Source organism: Streptomyces sp. NPDC001480 (assembly GCF_042894725.1).
Lineage (GTDB): Bacteria > Actinomycetota > Actinomycetes > Streptomycetales > Streptomycetaceae > Streptomyces.
The window spans coordinates 86,518-103,860 of the sequence record NZ_JBIAVX010000002.1 but is presented as its reverse complement, the minus strand read 5'-3'; the positions used below and the strand labels follow the sequence as shown (position 1 = coordinate 103,860).

The window sequence follows — 17,343 nt, the reverse complement described above, 5'->3', positions numbered from 1 at the left end:
AGGCCGATAAGCCATAACTCGGATTGGTTCGCCTGCGTTTAGTGCGGTGCGGGTGATCGCCCGCGAACCATGTCTGGAAGGCAGGGAACCGATGAGACGGGTTACCCGAAACGGTGTGATCGGCGTCGTCGCCGCCTCCGGCGCGATCGCCGTGACGATGCCGGTGTGCGCCGCCTTCGCGGCCGACGGCGCCTCCGCCGACGGCTCGGCGGCGGGCTCGCCGGGGCTGATCTCCGGCAACACCGTCCAACTGCCGGTGCACGTGCCGGTGAACGCGTGCGGGAACACCGTGAACGTGGTGGGGCTGCTCAATCCCGCGGCCGGCAACGCCTGCGCCAACGCCGGCGGCTCCGGTGGGTCCGCGAGTACGGCGTCCGGCGGCGGCACGACGGCGAGCGGCGGCGCCTCCACGAGCGGTGGCGCTTCCGCGCGCGGTGGGACGCACGACTCCCCGGGCGTGCTGTCCGGCAACGGCGTCCAGCTTCCCGTGGACCTCCCGGTGAACGTCAGCGGGAACACCGTGAGCGTGGTCGGCGCCGGCAACCCGGCGCAGGGCAACACGTCGGTGAACGGCCCCGGCGACAACGCGCCGCAGCCGTCGAACCCCACGCCCCCGGTGAAAGCGGCTCCCCGGCCCACCCCCGTGACCAAGACCCACCCCCGCCCCGCGACGCCCGACTCCGCGCCGCCGCGGACGGGCTCCGCCCTCGCCCACACGGGAGCGGACGAGATGGCGCCGGCTGCCGCCGCGAGCGCCGCGCTCCTGCTGGCCGGAACGGTCCTGTACCGCCGCTTCCGCTCCCACGCGGAGCGCTGACCCCGGCCACCTCCACCCCCCGCCCGAGGCCCCACCGGATCCCCGCCCGGTGGGGCCCGGCCGTGCCCCGGCGGTCCTTCGTGCCGCCGCAACCGCCGTGCCGCGAGGAGCGGTTGAGCCCGGCCAACGGCTCGATCCCGGCGTAGCGGATCCTCGGATGATCGGGAAGGATGCTGCGGGCGCGATCGACCCACGCCGACGGAATGGAGCGCACCGATGACCTCTCCCGCCCCCAAGGACCTCGTCATCACGCAGGCCACCCTCGCGGACTGGCCGGTGATCAGCGGGTGGGCGGCGGACGAGGGCTGGAACCCCGGGCTGTCCGACGGACCCGCCTTCTTCGCCCAGGACCCCGAGGGCTTCTTCCTCGGCCGGATCGACGGCGAACCGGTGTCGGCCGTCTCGGTCGTCAACTACGGCACGGACTACGCCTTCCTGGGCTGCTACCTGGTCCGCCCGGACCTGCGCGGCCACGGCCACGGCATCACCACCTGGAAGACGGCCCTGGCGCACGCCGGGAACCGTACCGTCGGCCTGGACGGAGTGGTCGCCCAGCAGGGCAACTACCGCCAGTCCGGCTTCGAACTCGCCTACCGCACCGTCCGGTTCGCCGGCCCCGCCCCCGCGGCCGAACCACCCGCGGGCGTCCGCCCGGCCGGTCCCGCGGACCTGGCGGCGGTCACCGCCTACGACAGCGCCTGTCACCCGGCCGACCGCCCGCGCTTCCTGGCCGAGTGGCTGACCGCCCCCGGACACCGGACCGTCGTCCGCCACGACGGTGACCGCGTCACCGGCTACGGCGTGATCCGGCCCGCCCGCGACGGCCTGCGCATCGGCCCCCTCTTCGCGGACCGCGCGGACGACGCCCGTGCCCTGTTCGCCGCCCTCACCGCGCAGGCGGCCGGCACCGAGGTCGCCCTCGACGTGCCCGAACCGAACGCGGCGGCCGTCGCCCTGGCCGAGGCGGCCGGCCTCACCCCCTCCTTCGAGACGGCACGCATGTACACCGGCCCGGTCCGCCCGTACGCCACGGAGCGGGTGTTCGGTGTGACAACCCTCGAACTGGGCTAGCGGATATTCCGTTGCCCCGTCCGGCCGCGGGTGCTGGAGTGGGCGTATGGATCATGCCGCGTTGCTCGCCCTCTACGACCGGGAGATGCGCGCGGGCGCTCGGCCCGACGGTCCCGACGCCCGCGTGGAGCGCACCGGTGCGTTGGTGCGTCACGTCGCGGACGCGCACGGCTGGAACGCCGTCCTGTGGTCCGCCCTGGACGACACGACCGCCGACGCGGTGATCGCCGAGCAGATCGCGTACTTCGCGGGCCTGGGCCGCGAAGTCGAGTGGAAGCTGTACGGCCACGACCTCCCCGTGGACCTCGGATCACGGCTCACCGCGGCCGGGTTCGCGCGCGAACCGGAGGAGACGCTGATGATCGCCGAAGTGGCGGATCTGACCGTCGACCCGGAACCGCCGAAAGGCATCCGCATCGTGCCCGCCGTCGACCGGGCCGGCGTCGACCTCGTGGTGGACGTGCACGAGCGGGCTTTCGGCACCGACGGAACCCGGCTGCGCCACCAGTTGCTCGCCCAGGTCGCCGCCGCCCCGGACACCGTCGTGGCCGTCGTCGCGCTGGCCGGCGAGGAGCCGGTCTCCGCGGCCCGCATGGAGATGGTTCCGGGCACGCGGTTCGCCGGACTCTGGGGCGGCGGCACGGTCGAGGCCTGGCGAGGCCGCGGCATCTACCGCGCCCTGGTCGCCCACCGCGCCCGCGTCGCCGAGGCCCACGGGTACCGCTACCTCCAGGTCGACGCCTCGGCCCTCAGCCGTCCCATCCTGGAGCGCCTGGGCTTCCATCCCCTCACGACGACGACGCCGTACGTGTTCGCTGCCGCTCAGCTGGGCCGGTGAACCCTGGGCGGGCTCGGCCCTGGGGCTCCGCCCCAGACCCCGGATGTTTCCCACCCACCCACCCATGACGCCCAACTGGAAGGTTGCCGCCCCTGGGGCTCCGCCCCAGACCCCGGCGGGGCTCCGCCCCTGCGCCCCTCGCGGGGCTCCGCCCCTGCGCCCCGCACGGTTACGGCGTCGTGACTTCGCCGCAGGCGCCCCCGTGTACGCGCCCCAAAGGGGCGCGGGGAACTGCGCGACCAGCCACAAACAACGCGGCACTCGCCCACGGCGAAACCCGGCACCCCACTGGGCGAACCCCCGACTCGCCCCCGGCGGCCGACCGCGCGTCAGTGGCGCGCCCTCGACCGGTCGAGCGCGGCCACGCCCACCGCGGCCAGGCCGATCTGGATGAGCCACTCGATCCAGTCGACGCCCTTGGTGTCGGCCACGCCGAACCCGGCGGCGATCGCCGAGCCCAGCAGGGCGGCCACGATGCCGACCACGATCGTCCACAGGATGCCGATGTGCTGCCGGCCCGGGACGACCAGGCGGCCCAGCACACCGATGATGATGCCGATGACGATGGCGCTGATGATGCCCGAGATCTCCATCTCCGCCCCTCTTCTTCGAGATCCCCGCTGTGTCCACTCTGCCCGCTTACTGTGGAAACAGTCCGCTCCGCTTGTTCCCTGTGAATGCCGGGACTTTCTGTTCACAGAGCCGTCATGCCATGTACCTTTCAATCGATTGACGCGTGTAGAACCCTCAACCCGGTTCTACGCGCGCAGACTTGGCGCCCGCACCGCCTCTACCCCACCCACACGGAGGTTCGCCGGATGCTTGGATCGAGGAGATCCCGCCGCAGAGTCACCACCGCCCTGGCCGGATTCGGACTGCTCGTCACCGGAGCCGCCCTCCAGGTCACCACCAGCGCCGCGCCCGCTCACGCGGCCACCACGCACCGCATCCTGTTCGACAACGCCCACGCCGAGACGGCCGGCAACGCCGACTGGATCATCTCCACCAGCCAGCCCGACCCGCTCTCCCAGGACTCCACCCCGTCCTCCGAGACGGACTGGACCGGCGCCCTGTCCTCCTGGGGCGTCGGCCTCCAGAAGACCGGCGGCTACAGCCTGAAGACACTGCCCTCGGGTTCCAGCCTCAGCTACGGCGGCTCGTCGACGACCGACCTGTCGAACTTCGACACCCTGGTGCTGCCGGAGCCCAACACCCTCTTCACCACCGCCGAGAAGACAGCGATCATGAACTTCGTCAAGAACGGCGGCGGACTGTTCATGATCTCCGACCACACCGGCGCCGACCGCAACAACGACGGCGAGGACGCGGTCGAGATCCTCAACGATCTGATGACCAACAACAGCGTCGACTCCACCGACCCGTTCGGCTTCTCCATCGACTCGCTCAGCATCAGCTCCGACTACCCGTCGGCCATCAGCGACAGCAGCGACCCCGTCCTGCACGGCTCCTTCGGCACCGTCACCAAGAGCCTCATCGCCAGCGGTACGACCGCCACCCTCAAGCCCTCCGACAACTCCGCCGTCAAGGGCCTGCTGTACCGCACCGGCTACTCCGGCAACACCGGCGCCTTCTTCGTCACCAGTACGTTCGGCAGCGGTCGCGTCGCCTTCTGGGGTGACAGCTCGCCGATCGACGACGGCACGGGGCAGTCGGGCAACACCCTGTACGACGGCTGGAACGACACCGGCGCCACCAACGCGGCCCTCGCCCTCAACGCCACGGCATGGCTGGCCGGCGCGGGCAGCAGCAGCGGTGGCGGCGGAGGCTCCGGCTCCTGCACCGCCGCCCAGCTCCTGGGCAACAACGGCTTCGAGTCCGGCAGCACCACCTGGAGCGCCACCAGCGGCGTGATCACCAACTCCAGCGGCGAGTCGGCCCGTACCGGCTCGTACTACGCCTGGCTCGACGGCAACGGCACCGCCACCACCGACACCCTCTCCCAGTCGGTGACCATCCCGTCCGGCTGCTCCGCGACCCTCAGCTTCTACCTGCACATCGACACGGCGGAGACCACCACCAGCACCGCCTACGACACCCTCAGCGTCCAGGTGCTGGGCAGCTCCGGGTCGGTCCTGGGCACCCTGGCGACGTACTCGAACCTCAACGCCGCCTCCGGCTACACCCAGCGCAGCTTCAGCCTCAGCGGCTACGCCGGGCAGACCGTCACCCTCAAGTTCACCGGCACGGAGGGCTCCAAGCTCCAGACGTCGTTCGTCGTCGACGACACGGCGCTCAACGCGAGCTGATACGGATGTGAGCTGATGCCCTGGGGGCCGGGCCCGCCCGGGCCCGGCCCCCTGTCGGTCACTCCGCCGGAACCGTCTGCTCCGCCGTGTTCCAGCCGGACACCCGCACCCGAGGGGCCGAGCCTCGCAGAGCGGTTGTCTTGTACGTGGCGGTCAGCGTCACCGACTCGCCCGGCCACAGGCCGACCTCGTTGTCCGACCAGCGCACCGGCAGCACCGGCCGGCCCGCCGCGTCGACGAGATGGACGTCCGTCAGCAGCGACGGGGTCTTCCCGCTCCCCGTGGCGCGCAGGGTCACCGTCGTGGTCGAGGTGCCGTCCGCCGACCGGGTGGACGCCGTCACCGACAGCGGAGCCCGCGCCATCGCGGCCAGCCCCTTCAGATCGGCGTAGTGCGTCGTCGGCGTGTAGTACCAGTCGGTCCTGTCCCAGTCGAGCGTGTCCGGCTCGGTGGAGAGCCAGTACACGTTCCGGCTCACCTCCTTGCCGGACGCGTCGGTCAGGGTCAGCCGGGCCAGATACGTCGCCGGCAGCCCGCTCACCGAGGAGGGCAGCGTGAGCGCGGTGGTGTGGGCGCCGTCCCCGTTCACCGCGACCCCGGTGACGGTCTTGTCGTACCTCTGTGTCCCGTCGGGGTCGAACAGCGTGGCCCGCACGGTGAGTCCGGAGGCGGCGGCGTGTTCGTTGTCGACCACGACGACCGTGCGATTGTCGTACGAGTACTGCACGTGCAGCGGCTCGTTCGCCTTCTTCGCCCCGAAGTAGGCACCGCCCTGGTCCAGGTAACGGTCCATCAGCTGCCAGTGCAGGGACGTCCAGCCGCTGTTGAACATCCAGTGGATCACCCCGGTGGACGGCTTCGAGGAGTCGGTCTGGTTGCGCTGGTACGCCTCGAACTGGGCGCGGACGGCCTCGTACTGCGCGAGCTGGGCCTTGCGCACGTAGTCGGTGAGGCTCGTCGGGGCACCGTAGCGGCCGGTGAGGGCGTCGTCGTAGAGCTTGAGGGTGCCGAAGACGGGTGACGGGGAGCGGTGGTACTGCTTGACGCCCGGGTTCTTCCACAGCGTGTCCAGCTCGGCCGGCGTCATCATCCGGCGCAGGGTGTCCAGGGTGGGGATGTCGGGGCCCGCGCTGGTCTCGGAGTTGAAGCCGGTGGCTCCGCCCTCACGCTTGGCGTACCAGTAGCCGGGCGGGATCCAGTCGTACGGGCCGGTCATCTTCATGCCCGAACTGCCCAGCTGCGGCGAGGACTTGTCGGAGGCGGCCGCCACCACGGGGGCCGTCCAGTCCGCGGCCTTCAGCGCGTCCAGGTAGTTCTTCTCGATGGTGGCGTCGGGCGCGAAGTCGCTGCCGATCAGGAAGGAGATCACGCTCGGGTGGTCGCGCAGCCGGGCGGCCTCGGCGGCCATCGAGGCCTTCGCCACGGGATAGTCGGCGTCGGTCCATGTGTCGCCGGACTCACCGCTGCCGTTGACCTGCCCCTCCCACTTGTCGCAGCACTCCCAGCCCGGCAGCGTGAGGATGCCGTACCGGTCGGCGAGGTCGAAGAACTCGTCCGGCTCGATGTGGCCTTCCAGCCGGATGGTGTTGAGGCCGAGGTCGAGGGCGTACTTCAGCCGGTCCTCGACGTAGGCGGGGTCCCAGCGCAGGAACTCGTCCGGGGACCAGCCGCCGCCCTTGATCAGCAGCTTGCGGCCGTTGATCCGGAACTGGCGGGCGCCGTCGGAGTTCAGCGGCGCCCGCACGTCGCGGATGCCGAAGCTCTCGTGCGCGGTGTCCGACACCGTGCCGGAGACCGACGCGGTGAGGTCCAGGCCGTACAGGGGCTGCCCGCCCATGCCCGCCGGCCACCACACCTTCGGGGAGTCGAGGTGCAGGCCGGGGACGTCGGCGGGCGTGAAGGTCACGGTCTTCGTCTCGTGCGCGGCGAGCGGGACGGTCCTGGTGAAGGTGGTCCCGCCGATGCTCCCGGTGACCTCGGCGGTGACGGGCGCGTCGGAGTCGTTGCGGACCCGCGCCTTCACCGTCAGGTCCGCCGAGGCCAGTGACGGCACGTCGAGCTTCGTCAGCACGTGTGCGTCGCGCAGCGCCACCGGTCCGCCGCGGCGGACCAGGACGTCGCGGACGATGCCCATGTTCTGGTCCGGTGGCGGCTGGAGCCAGTCGATCCAGCCCATCGTCAGGTTCTTGTTCGGCTCGTTGGGCTGGATGCGGAAGGCGACCGTGTTCGTGCCCGCCCGCACGAGTGAGGTGACGTCCAGTTCGTGGTGGGTGTAGGCGCCCGTGACGTCCGCGGCCCGGGCGACCCGCGTGCCGTTGACGTACACGTCCGCCGCCGAGATCACCCCGCTGAAGTCGAGGTAGGTGCGCTGCCCGGTGTCCGCGACCGTGAAGTCGGAGCGGTACCACCACGGGACCTGGAAGTCGGCCTTCGGGATCTTCTGCTGGTTGGTGGACCAGAAGGGATCGGCGTACACCCCGTCGGCGAGCAGGGCCGCCAGGACGGTGGAGCGGGATCCCGCCGGGTACCAGCCGGTCGCCGGATAGCCGGGGGAGGAGACGGCGGACGCGGAGTCACTGACCTTCGCCGTGGACTGGATCGCGTAGCCGGTCAGCGCGGTGCCGGTGCCGGCGGCGGTGGGGACGTGGGTGGTGGGGGGCCGGCCGTGCGACGGAGCGCGGTGCGGGGACCCGGCCCAGGCGCCGGTGTTGAGCGAGCAGAGCAGGCCCAGGGTGACGGCGGCCGTGGCGAAGCGGCGGTGGGCGGCGGGGCGAGGGAACACGGCGGTCTCCAGCCTCGGTAAAGTTAGGAAACTTTACTAACTCGGCTCAAGCTAGGGCGCCGAGTGGGCCGTGTCAATCAGCGTGGCCAGACCGCGCATCGCTCATGACCCGGACGACCTCCGCTCGAACACCATCTCCCGGGCCGTACCCAGGGCCGTCGCCACCGCGCCGAGGAGCACCGCGTCCTCACCCAGCCGGCTCGGGGCGATCTTCGGCCGCAGCGGGGTGAGCGCGCGCAGATGCTCCCGTACCGGCCCCAGCAGCAGGTCCACGCTGTGGCCGACGCCCCCGCCCAGCACCACCAGATCGGGGTCCAGTACCGCGGCGGCCGCGGCCACGGTGTGCGCTATCCGCTCGCCCTCCAGCCGCACCGCCTGACGTGCCGCCGTGTTGCCCTGCCGGGCCGCGTCGAACACGGCCTTCGCGGTGAGCTGCCCGCTCATCCCGAACCTGCGCGCGGCCTCCACGACGGCCACCCCCGACACGGCGTCCTCCAGCCGCTCCGGCTTCTGCTGCCCCGGCCACGGCAGGAACCCGATCTCCCCGGCCAGTCCGTGCGCCCCGGTGAACAGCCGTCCCTCGCTGACGACTCCCATGCCGAGCCCGGTGCCGATCAGGATGTACGCGAACAGCCTGCTGCCCGCGCCGACCCCGTAGGTGTACTCGCCCAGCGCGGCCAGGTTGGCGTCGTTGTGCACCTCCAGCGGCACGCCCAGTTCCTCGCGCAGCCGGTCCAGCAGCCCGGCGCGGCCCCAGCCCGGCAGGTGCATCGCGTACCGCACCCGCCGCTGCCTCTCGTCGTACACACCGGGCGTGCCCACCACTGCGTGCACCACCTCGGCAGGGTCCACGCCGGAGCTCGCGACCACCTGCCGGGCGGAGGAGACCACCAGGTCGGCGAGGGCGTCGGCACCACGGGCCCGGTTGCGCACGTCGGCGCGGGCGACCAGCGTGCCGTCCAGGTCGGCGACGGCCACCCGCAGCCAGCCACGGCCCACGTCCACGCCGAGCGCGTACCCGGCGGCCGGGTCGGGGGAGTACAGGACCGCCGTCCGGCCGCGCTCGGGGGCGTGGGTGCCGACCTCGCGGACCAGCCCGGCGGCCTCCAGGGCGGCCAGCGCGCTGGAGACGGTCGGCTTGGACAGTCCTGTCTCACGGGCGAGTTGGGCACGTGAGGCCGCGCCGAGGGTCCGCAGCCGGTCCAGCAGCAGCCGTTCGTTGGTGCTGCGCAGGCGCTGCCGGTTCCAGGGCTGATCCGGCTGCTCTACGGCGTCGCTGGCGGGCATCCGACCATTCTCATGCATTCCCGGCGCATACTTGACGCATCTAGTAAATCTCCTTAACTATATCGGCCACTCGGCTACTCGGCCCCGCCGGGCGAGCCTCTGCCCTGCCGCGCGTCAGGAGTCCTTATGTCCGGTAGTCCCGGTCGTCCAGGTAGTCCCGGTAGTCCCGGTGGTTTCGACAGTCCGCCGCCCACTGGTGGCTTCGTCCGCCGCGTAGGCCTGTTCCAGGCCACCGCCATCAACATGAGCCAGATGTGCGGGATCGGCCCGTTCGTGACGATTCCGCTGATGGTCGCCGCGTTCGGCGGCCCCCAGGCGGTCATCGGGTTCGTCGCCGGCGCGGTGCTTGCCCTGTGCGACGGTCTCGTCTGGGCCGAGCTCGGGGCCTCGATGCCCGGCTCCGGCGGCAGTTACGTCTACCTCCGCCAGGCCTTCCAGTACCGCACCGGCCGGCTGATGCCGTTCCTGTTCGTCTGGACGGCGATGCTCTTCATCCCGCTGATCATGTCCACGGGCGTGGTCGGCTTCGTCCAGTACCTGGGCTATCTGGCCCCGGACCTGACCCGGACGCAGGGCGACCTGGTCGGCCTGGGCATCGTCGCCCTGGTGGTGATGCTGCTGTGGCGGGGCATCGAGCACATCGCCCGGATCACCGCCGTGATGTGGGCCGTGATGATCGCCTCGGTGGTCCTGGTGATCGCCGCGGCGGCCACCGACTTCAGCCCGCACCTGGCCTTCACGTACCCCGCCCGCGCCTTCGACCTGACGAGCAACCACTTCTGGCTCGGTTTCGCCGCCGGTCTGACCATCGGCATCTACGACTACCTCGGCTACAACACCACCGCCTACATGGGTGCCGAGATCAAGGACCCCGGCCGCACCCTGCCGCGGTCCATCCTCTTCTCGATCCTCGGCATCATGGCGATCTACCTGCTGCTCCAGATCGGCACGCTCGGGGTGATCGACTGGCGCCGGATGGCCGACCCGCACGACATCGCCTCCACCTCGGTGGCGTCGGCGGTGCTGGAGGAGACCTGGGGCAAGGGGGCCGCCGACACGGTGACCGTCCTGATCCTGATCACGGCCTTCGCCTCGGTGTTCACCGGCCTCCTCGGCGGCTCGCGGGTGCCCTACGACGCCGCCCGCGACCGGGTGTTCTTCCGTCCGTACGAGAAGCTGCACCCCCGGCACCGCTTCCCGACGCTGGGTCTGGCCACCATGGGCGTGATCACCGCGATCGGCTTCCTGATCGGCCGCCACACCGACCTGGCGACCCTGATCCAGCTCCTCACCACGGTGATGGTGATCGTGCAGGCGCTGGCCCAGATCCTGGCGCTGAGCGTGCTGCGCAGGCGCCAGCCGGCCCTGCGGCGCCCGTACCGGATGTGGCTCTACCCGCTGCCGGGCATCCTGGCCTTCGCCGGCTGGTGCGTGATCTACGGCTACGCCGACAAGAACTCCCCGGGCCGCCACCCCGTCGAGTGGTCCCTGGCCTGGCTCGCCCTCGGCTGCGTGGCCTTCCTGATCTGGGCCCGGCTGGAGAAGGTGTGGCCCTTCGGTGAGAAGGAGGTCACCGAGGAATACCTCACCGTGCCGGCGCCGGAGGCGGAGCCGGCCGGTACCTGACCGCGCCCCCTGCGCACGTGCGCCGGAGTGTCCCACGGTGGCACCCCGGCGCTTGGTGCTTCCTCGGACCCTCCTGCCCCGACCCGATATGCAGGTAATCACCTGCACTTGACATGCAGGCAATCGCCTGCATAACGTCGGGTGTGCGATCAGACGACGACCCCGTGATGGACAAGGTCTTCAAGGCGCTGGCCGACGGCACGCGAAGACGCCTCCTCGACCGGCTGCACGAGGAGAACGGGCAGACGCTGGGTGAGCTGTGCGCGCGCATCGACATGGCGCGTCAGTCCGTGACCCAGCACCTGGCCGTCCTGGAGGCCGCCAACCTGGTCGCCACCGTGCGGCGGGGGCGGGAGAAGCTGCACTACCTCAACCCCGTGCCGCTCCACGAGATCCAGGAGCGGTGGATCGACAAGTTCGAGCGCCCGCGCCTGCGCGCGCTCGGCGACCTGAAGCGACGAGCCGAGGAAGCCATGACCGACAGGCCGAGTTTTGTGTACGTCACCTACATCGCGAGCACCCCGGAGAAGGTCTGGGAAGCGCTCACCGACGCCGACCTGACCGCCGCGTACTGGGGGCACCGCAACGTGTCGGACTGGCAGCGGGGTTCCCGCTGGGAACACGTCCGTACCGACGGCTCGGGCGTCGCCGACGTGGTGGGCGCCGTCGTCGAGAGCGAGCCGCCCACCCGTCTGGTCACCACCTGGACCTCGCCGGAGAACGAGGGACAGGAGGACAGGTACTCCCGGGTGACCTACGACATCCGGCGGCACGAGGACATCGTCCGGTTGACCGTCACCCACGAGGACCTCAACGACGAAGGGGAGCGCTCCGACGTGTCCTACGGCTGGCCGGCCGTCCTGTCCAACCTCAAGTCCCTCCTCGAGACCGGCACCACGATGCCGCAGGCGCCGTGGGAGGTGCCCGGCCGCTGAACGTGCGGCGGGACCGGTCCGTCGTCCGCGGACCGGTCCCGCGTCCTCCCTTCCAGGGGCTCCTCGATCACGGCATGGGAGCGCTCTTCGCCGCCGTACCGGCGCACATCATCCCGAGGATCACGGCCAGTGCGCCGATGACGACGTTGTTGACGATCACGCCGGTGTCCGGGGCGCTGCCCACGATCCAGGGGGCGATGATCATCCAGACGCCCATGGCGCACATGGCCCAGCTGAGGCCGTACATCCGTGCCGGGGCCGTGGTGAATCCGAGGGCCAGCAGGCCTATGGCGATGCCCATGATCATGTTGTGGGTCGCGAGCGCGGGCTGACTCGTCGTGTAGTGGAGGATCCAGGGCGAAGCGGCGCAGTACAGACCGAGCAGGAACACCGGTCCGTCCACGAGCGCCACATCACGACCGCCGAGCATGCGGGCGTAGCGCTCCCGCATTTCGGACGCATCGGGGTGAGTCGTTATGTCCCCTCTGTGTGAGACGTTGGCCATGATTCGTCTCCTTTGTGACTGTGCAGGCCTGACCGCGTCAGTGCGGTATGCGGTAAGCGCCGCTTACGGTCATTCTGCGCTTATTTCTTCTTTATGTGTAGGCTCGTCGAGGAGGTTCCGGAGCCGGTGCAGCCCGCGCCGCGCATGGCTCTTGACCGTGCCCAGCGGCAGCCCCGTGCGCGCCGCGATCTGGGGCTGCGTCAGGTCCTCGTAGAAGGCCAGGTCCAGCACCCGCCGTTGGGGTGCCGGAAGCCGGGCAAGCTCCCGCCGGACGAGGACACGGTCGAGCACGGCCTCCGGAAGTCCGTCCCCGGTGTCCGCGACCGTGCGGACCGTCGCCGCGGCCGTCACCAGTTCCCCGCGCCGGGTCCGCGCCGCCAGCGCGTCGGCGATCCTGCGCCGGGTGATGCCGACGATCCAGCCGCCGAGCGGGCCCCGTTCGGGCCGGTAGCCGCGGCGCCCGCACCACACGCCGAGGAACACCTGCTGGGTGACGTCCTCCGCCTCCGCGGCATCGCCCAGCGAGCGCCGGGCCAGCGTGTAGACCAGTGCCGACCAGCGGCGGTAGACCGCCGCCAGGCCGGCGTCGTCGTCCGTCATCAGGCTTCGTGCCAGTTCCTCGTCGGTACGCGGCACGGTATGCGGCTCGGTGCGCGGCTCGGCACTGCACGGGCTCATGACCACGGCTCCTGACCTGAGAGAACTGTCATCCGTGCGCCATGGTGCGAGCCCGCGAGCGGGGCCACAACTCGCATCGATTCTGCGTCGTATAGTCACCGTGTGGGCGATTTCGACATGGATCGCGAACCGGAGCAGGAGCCGGCCGCCGGTGCCGCCGTGACCACCGGCGCGCTGGCCCGCAGGCTCGGCGTGTCACCGACCACCCTGCGCACCTGGGACCGCCGCTACGGCCTCGGCCCCGCGGTGCGCGCCGACGGCCGGCACCGTCGCTGGACCCCCGAGGATGTGGCGGTCCTGACGGCGATGTGCCGGCTGACCTCGGCCGGCGTACCGCCCGCCGAGGCCGCCCGTGCGGCGAAAGAGACGCCGAGTGCCGCGGGCCGTACGGCCGGTGCGCCGCCCCCCGACCGGGGGCCGGCTCCCGCCGCGGGGCGCTCACGGGCGGCCGGGGCCCTGCCGCTGGGCGAGGTGCGCCAGGAGTGCCGGGGGCTGGCCCGCGCCGCGGTACGCCTCGACGCCGCGGCCGTCGAGGCGCGGCTGGCCTCGGCCGTGGCGGAGCACGGGCTCACCGTCGCCTGGCAGGAGGTGATGGTGCCGACCCTGCACGCCGTGGGACGCAAGTGGGCGTCCTCGGGCGACCGTTACGTCGAGGTGGAGCACCTGCTGTCCTGGCACGTCTCGACCACCTTGCGCCGCCACACCCCGCCACCCGTCCCGGCGGGCGACACCCCGGCCGCCGGTCCCGTGCTGCTGGCCTGCGTCCCCGGTGAGGAGCACACCCTTCCGCTGGAGGCGCTCAACGCCGCCCTGGGGGAACTACGGCTCCCGACCCGGATGTTCGGGGCCGCCGTGCCCGCCCCGGCGCTGGCGGCGGCGGTACGGCGGCTGGGCCCGGCCGCCGTGGTCCTGTGGGCGCAGGCACGCGCCACCGCGAGCCCGCCGCTGGCCCGCGACGTCGCCGCCACGGAATGGGGCGTCAGGGGCGCGCGCCGCCGGCCGCTGGTGGTGCCGGCCGGTCCGGGCTGGGCCGGCCGCCGCACACGGGGCATGCCGCGTCCGGCGGGGCTCAGGGAGGCCCTCGACCTGCTGGCCGACACGTACGGGTCGGCTCCGCCCGGCGAGTAGCCGTGACGGCGCCCCGGGCAGGGGGAACCGTCGGCCGGGCCCCAGGGTCCCGCGGCCTCACTCACGCGCCCGTGCCCGCCGGAAGCGGGCCAGCCCGTCGGACAGGTCGACGATCGGCTCCGGGTAGTCGAGGGCCGCCCGCTCCGGGCCCCGCAGTCTCCACGGCTCGTGCACCGACGGCGGCTCCAGCGAGGCCAGTTCCGGCACCCACCGCCGTACGTACGCGCCCTCGGGGTCGTACCGCTTGGCCTGGGTGACGGGGTTGAGCACGCGGTTGGGGCGGGTGTCCGTGCCGGTCCCCGCCATCCACTGCCAGTTCAGCTGGTTGTTGGCGAGGTCGCCGTCGACGAGGAGCCGCAGGAAGTGCCGGGCGCCCACCCGCCAGTCGACGTACAGCGTCTTGGTCAGGAAACTCGCGGTCAGTAGGCGCCCGCGGTTGTGCATCCAGCCCTCGTGGCGCAGCTGGCGCATGGCCGCGTCCACGACCGGATAGCCGGTACGGCCCTCCCGCCAGGCCTCGATGTCGTCCCCGGCGGTGCGTTCGGTGCGCCAACGGTCGTGCTTCGTCCGGTAGTCGGCGCCGGCGGCGGCCGGCCGGGCGGCCAGGAGCTGGCGGTGGAAGTCGCGCCAGGCGAGCTGCCGTACGAAGGCCTCGGCACCGGGGCCGCCCGCCTTGCGCGCCCGGTGGACCAGTTCGACGGGGGAGAGAGTGCCGAAGTGGAGATGGGGCGAGAGACGGGAGGTCGCGTCACCGGCCAGATCGTCGTGACGGTCCTCGTACGCGGCGAGGCCCGAGCGCAGCCAGGCCGCGAGCCGCCCGCGGCCCTCCGTCTCGCCGCCCCCGGCCAGCCCCTGGGACACCCCCGGCACCTCGGCACGCGAGGGGATCCCCTCCGAACCGACGCCGTCCGGCACGCGCACCGTCCGGGGAGCGCCGAGCGCGTCCCGCAACCCCTGCCGCGACCACTGCCGGAAGTACGGTGTGAACACCGCGAAGTGGTCCGAGGAGGCCGGGGTCAGCGCGCCGGGAACCACCGCCGTGGTCACCGTGTCGTGCACGTGCAGCCGGCGCCCGTCCGCCTCCAGGGCACGCCGCAGCCGCTCCTCCCGGCGGTGCGCGTACGCGCTGACGTCGGCCGCCATGTGCACCTCGTCGGCGTCCGTCTCGGCCACCACCTTGCACACCTCGTCGACCACGTCACCCGTCCGGACGACGAGCCGCCCGCCGCGCCGGCGCAGCCCCGCGTCCAGATCCCGCAGGCAGTCGGCGAGGAACGCCAGCCGGTTGGGCGCGGCGAAGCCGGCCGCGTCCACGCCCCGGTCGCGCACGAAGAGGGGGACCACCTCGCGGGAGCCGTCCAGGGCGGCCCGCAGCGGCGGATGGTCGTGCAGACGCAGGTCGGAGGTGAACAGGACGACCGAGACGTTCATGGGGCGCTCCGCATGAGACGGTGTGGAGGTATGGGCGATGAGGTGATTCGGGCCCGGGCGGCCCGCCGGATGCGGGCGTCAGCGGACCGGTAGGCGTTCCTCCGTCCGGGTGAGCGCACTGCCGGCCGCGGCCCGCGCGATGTTGCGGGCCATGCCGCCGAACACCAGGGCGTGGAAGGGCGACACGCTCCACCAGTACGCGTGACCGAGCAGCCCGCGCGGATGGAACAGGGCGCGCTGCCGGTACCGGCTGCGGCCGGCGCCGTCCGGCTCGGCGGACATCTCCAGCCAGGCCAGGCCCGGCAGCCGCATCTCGGCCCGCAACCGCAGCAGCCGGCCCCGCTCGATCTCCTCCACCCGCCAGAAGTCCAGCGAGTCGCCCGCGCGCAGCCGCTGCGCGTCCCGTCGGCCACGGCGCAGCCCCACCCCGCCGACCAGCCGGTCCAGCCAGCCGCGCAGGGCCCAGGCGAGCGGGAAGGAGTACCAGCCGTTCTCACCGCCGACGCCCTCGATCACCCGCCACAACGCGTCGACGGGCGCGTCCACCCGAGCCTGACGGTGATCGGTGTACAGGCTGCCGCCCGCCCAGTCGGGGTCGGTGGGCAGCGGATCGCTCGGCGCGCCGGGCACCGAGGCGGAGGACCAGCGCGTGCTGACGCCGGCCTCGCGCACCCGCCGCAGGGCCAGCCGCACCGCCTCGTCGAAGCCGACCGGATGACCCGGAGGGGAGGGCACGTACCGGGTGATGTCCCGCTCGCGGCAGACCACCTCGTGCCGCAGCGACTCGGTGAGCGGTCGCGCGAGGGACGCGGGCACGGGAGTCACCAGCCCCACCCAGTGACTGGACAGCCGGGGCGTGAGCACCGGCACGGGGAGGATGACCCGGCGCGGCAGACCCGCCACCGCCGCGTACCGCATCATCATGTCCCGGTACGTCAGCACGTCCGGCCCGCCGAGGTCGAAGGCCCGGCTGACGTCGGCCGGCATGCCCGCGCTGCCGACGAGGGCACGCAGGACGTCCCGTACGGCGACCGGCTGGATGCGGGTGCGCACCCACCTCGGGGTGACCATCACCGGAAGGCGTTCGGTGAGGTAGCGGAGCATCTCGAAGGAGGCGGAACCCGACCCGATGATCACCGCGGCGCGCAGCACGGTGGTCGGCACCCCCGAGCGCAGCAGGATGTGGCCCACCTCAGCCCGCGACCGCAGGTGCGGCGACAGCGCGTGCTCGGGCACGCCTGCCGGGGTGAGTCCGCCGAGGTAGACGACGCGCCGGACACCCGCCGCCCGGGCCGCCCCGCCGAAGACGCGGGCCGCGCGGCTGTCGGTCTCCTCGAAGTCCCTGCCCGTGCCCAGCGCGTGCACCAGGTAGTAGGCGACGTCGACGTCCCGCATCGCCGCGGCGACCGAGGCGGCGTCCCTGACGTCTCCCCGGACCACCTCCACGTCACCCGCCCACGGATGGTCCCGCAGCTTGCCGGGGGAGCGGGCCAGGCAGCGCACCCGGTGTCCGGCGGCCAGCAGCTCGGGCACCAGCCGGCCGCCGATGTACCCCGTGGCACCCGTCACCAGACAGCGCGGCCCCGCTGCGGCCTCGTCACCGTTCATCGGTCGTCCGTCCTTCCCGTCGGCCCGTTCCCTCCTGAGATCCCTTCCACGCGGGCGGGGCCTTCGGATGCGCGCGCACGGACATCGGCCCCGAACCGGGTCATGTCCACGCCGATCCAGGGCAGCCGGAGTAGTACGCACGGTGAAAAACCCGTAACCCTGTCGATACTGGAGGTGACCTGCCGCTATGGGCGCGAAGGTGTTGGAGCGGTTTCCCGCGGGGGCCCCGCGCGGATCGTGGCCGGCCGAGGAGTTCGCGGCGGCGCGCCGGGCCGCGGGCGAACCCGCCACCGTGGTGATGGACCTGAACTCGGACGCCTTCCTCGTGGTGGTCGAGCGGCAGGACGACGACGGACGGTCCTGACCCGGG

Annotated in this window: 15 protein-coding genes; 8 read left to right on the top strand and 7 right to left on the bottom strand. The window is 72.2% G+C overall.

The genetic code is table 11. The annotated features are described in order from the left end of the window. Positions 1-91 precede the first annotated feature (91 nt). The 3 genes from ACFY01_RS04340 to ACFY01_RS04330 all read left to right on the top strand — a co-directional run bounded on the left by ACFY01_RS04340 (position 92) and on the right by ACFY01_RS04330 (position 2,726). Complete coding sequence (locus ACFY01_RS04340; RefSeq protein ID WP_390734136.1) at positions 92-817, top strand: chaplin; 726 nt, start codon at positions 92-94, stop codon at positions 815-817. 216 nt (positions 818-1,033) lie between these two features. Continuing rightward, positions 1,034-1,888, top strand: coding sequence for a GNAT family N-acetyltransferase (locus tag ACFY01_RS04335; protein ID WP_390734135.1), 855 nt, complete (start codon positions 1,034-1,036; stop codon positions 1,886-1,888). A gap of 46 nt (positions 1,889-1,934) precedes the next feature. Beyond that, positions 1,935-2,726: a GNAT family N-acetyltransferase gene (locus ACFY01_RS04330; protein ID WP_390734134.1), complete on the top strand. Its 792-nt coding sequence runs from the start codon at positions 1,935-1,937 to the stop codon at positions 2,724-2,726. 329 nt (positions 2,727-3,055) lie between these two features. On the opposite strand, the gene ACFY01_RS04325 is transcribed toward ACFY01_RS04330, so the two are convergent. After that, positions 3,056-3,319, bottom strand: a complete 264-nt coding sequence (locus ACFY01_RS04325) for a GlsB/YeaQ/YmgE family stress response membrane protein (RefSeq protein WP_390734133.1) — start codon at positions 3,317-3,319, stop codon at positions 3,056-3,058. A gap of 225 nt (positions 3,320-3,544) precedes the next feature. On the opposite strand from ACFY01_RS04325, the gene ACFY01_RS04320 reads away from it, so the two are divergent. After that, on the top strand, positions 3,545-4,993 hold the full coding sequence (locus ACFY01_RS04320; protein ID WP_390734132.1) for a hydrolase: 1,449 nt from the start codon (positions 3,545-3,547) through the stop codon (positions 4,991-4,993). A 58-nt stretch (positions 4,994-5,051) separates the two neighbouring features. Here ACFY01_RS04320 and ACFY01_RS04315 read toward each other — a convergent pair whose 3' ends face one another. Together ACFY01_RS04315 and ACFY01_RS04310 are read right to left on the bottom strand one after the other, a co-directional pair. Next, positions 5,052-7,775, bottom strand: a complete 2,724-nt coding sequence (locus ACFY01_RS04315) for an exo-beta-D-glucosaminidase (RefSeq protein WP_390734131.1) — start codon at positions 7,773-7,775, stop codon at positions 5,052-5,054. Positions 7,776-7,877: 102 nt separating this feature from the next. Next, complete coding sequence (locus ACFY01_RS04310; protein ID WP_390734130.1) at positions 7,878-9,062, bottom strand: ROK family protein; 1,185 nt, start codon at positions 9,060-9,062, stop codon at positions 7,878-7,880. 126 nt (positions 9,063-9,188) lie between these two features. Here ACFY01_RS04310 and ACFY01_RS04305 point away from each other — a divergent pair, with 126 nt between their 5' ends. Then, complete coding sequence (locus ACFY01_RS04305; protein WP_390734129.1) at positions 9,189-10,688, top strand: APC family permease; 1,500 nt, start codon at positions 9,189-9,191, stop codon at positions 10,686-10,688. A 167-nt stretch (positions 10,689-10,855) separates the two neighbouring features. Beyond that, positions 10,856-11,623, top strand: a complete 768-nt coding sequence (locus ACFY01_RS04300) for an ArsR/SmtB family transcription factor (RefSeq protein WP_390734648.1) — start codon at positions 10,856-10,858, stop codon at positions 11,621-11,623. A 67-nt stretch (positions 11,624-11,690) separates the two neighbouring features. On the opposite strand, the gene ACFY01_RS04295 is transcribed toward ACFY01_RS04300, so the two are convergent. Together ACFY01_RS04295 and ACFY01_RS04290 are read right to left on the bottom strand one after the other, a co-directional pair. Further along, complete coding sequence (locus tag ACFY01_RS04295; RefSeq protein ID WP_390734128.1) at positions 11,691-12,128, bottom strand: SPW repeat protein; 438 nt, start codon at positions 12,126-12,128, stop codon at positions 11,691-11,693. A gap of 69 nt (positions 12,129-12,197) precedes the next feature. Further along, positions 12,198-12,806 (bottom strand): sigma-70 family RNA polymerase sigma factor, encoded by a 609-nt coding sequence (locus ACFY01_RS04290; protein ID WP_390734127.1) that lies wholly within the window; start codon positions 12,804-12,806, stop codon positions 12,198-12,200. 117 nt (positions 12,807-12,923) lie between these two features. On the opposite strand from ACFY01_RS04290, the gene ACFY01_RS04285 reads away from it, so the two are divergent. Next, positions 12,924-13,934 (top strand): MerR family transcriptional regulator, encoded by a 1,011-nt coding sequence (locus ACFY01_RS04285; RefSeq protein WP_390734647.1) that lies wholly within the window; start codon positions 12,924-12,926, stop codon positions 13,932-13,934. 57 nt (positions 13,935-13,991) lie between these two features. Here ACFY01_RS04285 and ACFY01_RS04280 read toward each other — a convergent pair whose 3' ends face one another. Together ACFY01_RS04280 and ACFY01_RS04275 are read right to left on the bottom strand one after the other, a co-directional pair. Then, on the bottom strand, positions 13,992-15,365 hold the full coding sequence (locus ACFY01_RS04280) for a cryptochrome/photolyase family protein (RefSeq protein ID WP_390734126.1): 1,374 nt from the start codon (positions 15,363-15,365) through the stop codon (positions 13,992-13,994). A gap of 78 nt (positions 15,366-15,443) precedes the next feature. Continuing rightward, a complete protein-coding gene (locus tag ACFY01_RS04275; protein ID WP_390734125.1) occupies positions 15,444-16,973 on the bottom strand; it encodes an SDR family oxidoreductase in 1,530 nt (509 codons plus the stop codon). A gap of 187 nt (positions 16,974-17,160) precedes the next feature. On the opposite strand from ACFY01_RS04275, the gene ACFY01_RS04270 reads away from it, so the two are divergent. After that, positions 17,161-17,337, top strand: a complete 177-nt coding sequence (locus tag ACFY01_RS04270; protein ID WP_390734124.1) for a hypothetical protein — start codon at positions 17,161-17,163, stop codon at positions 17,335-17,337. Positions 17,338-17,343: the final 6 nt, after the last annotated feature.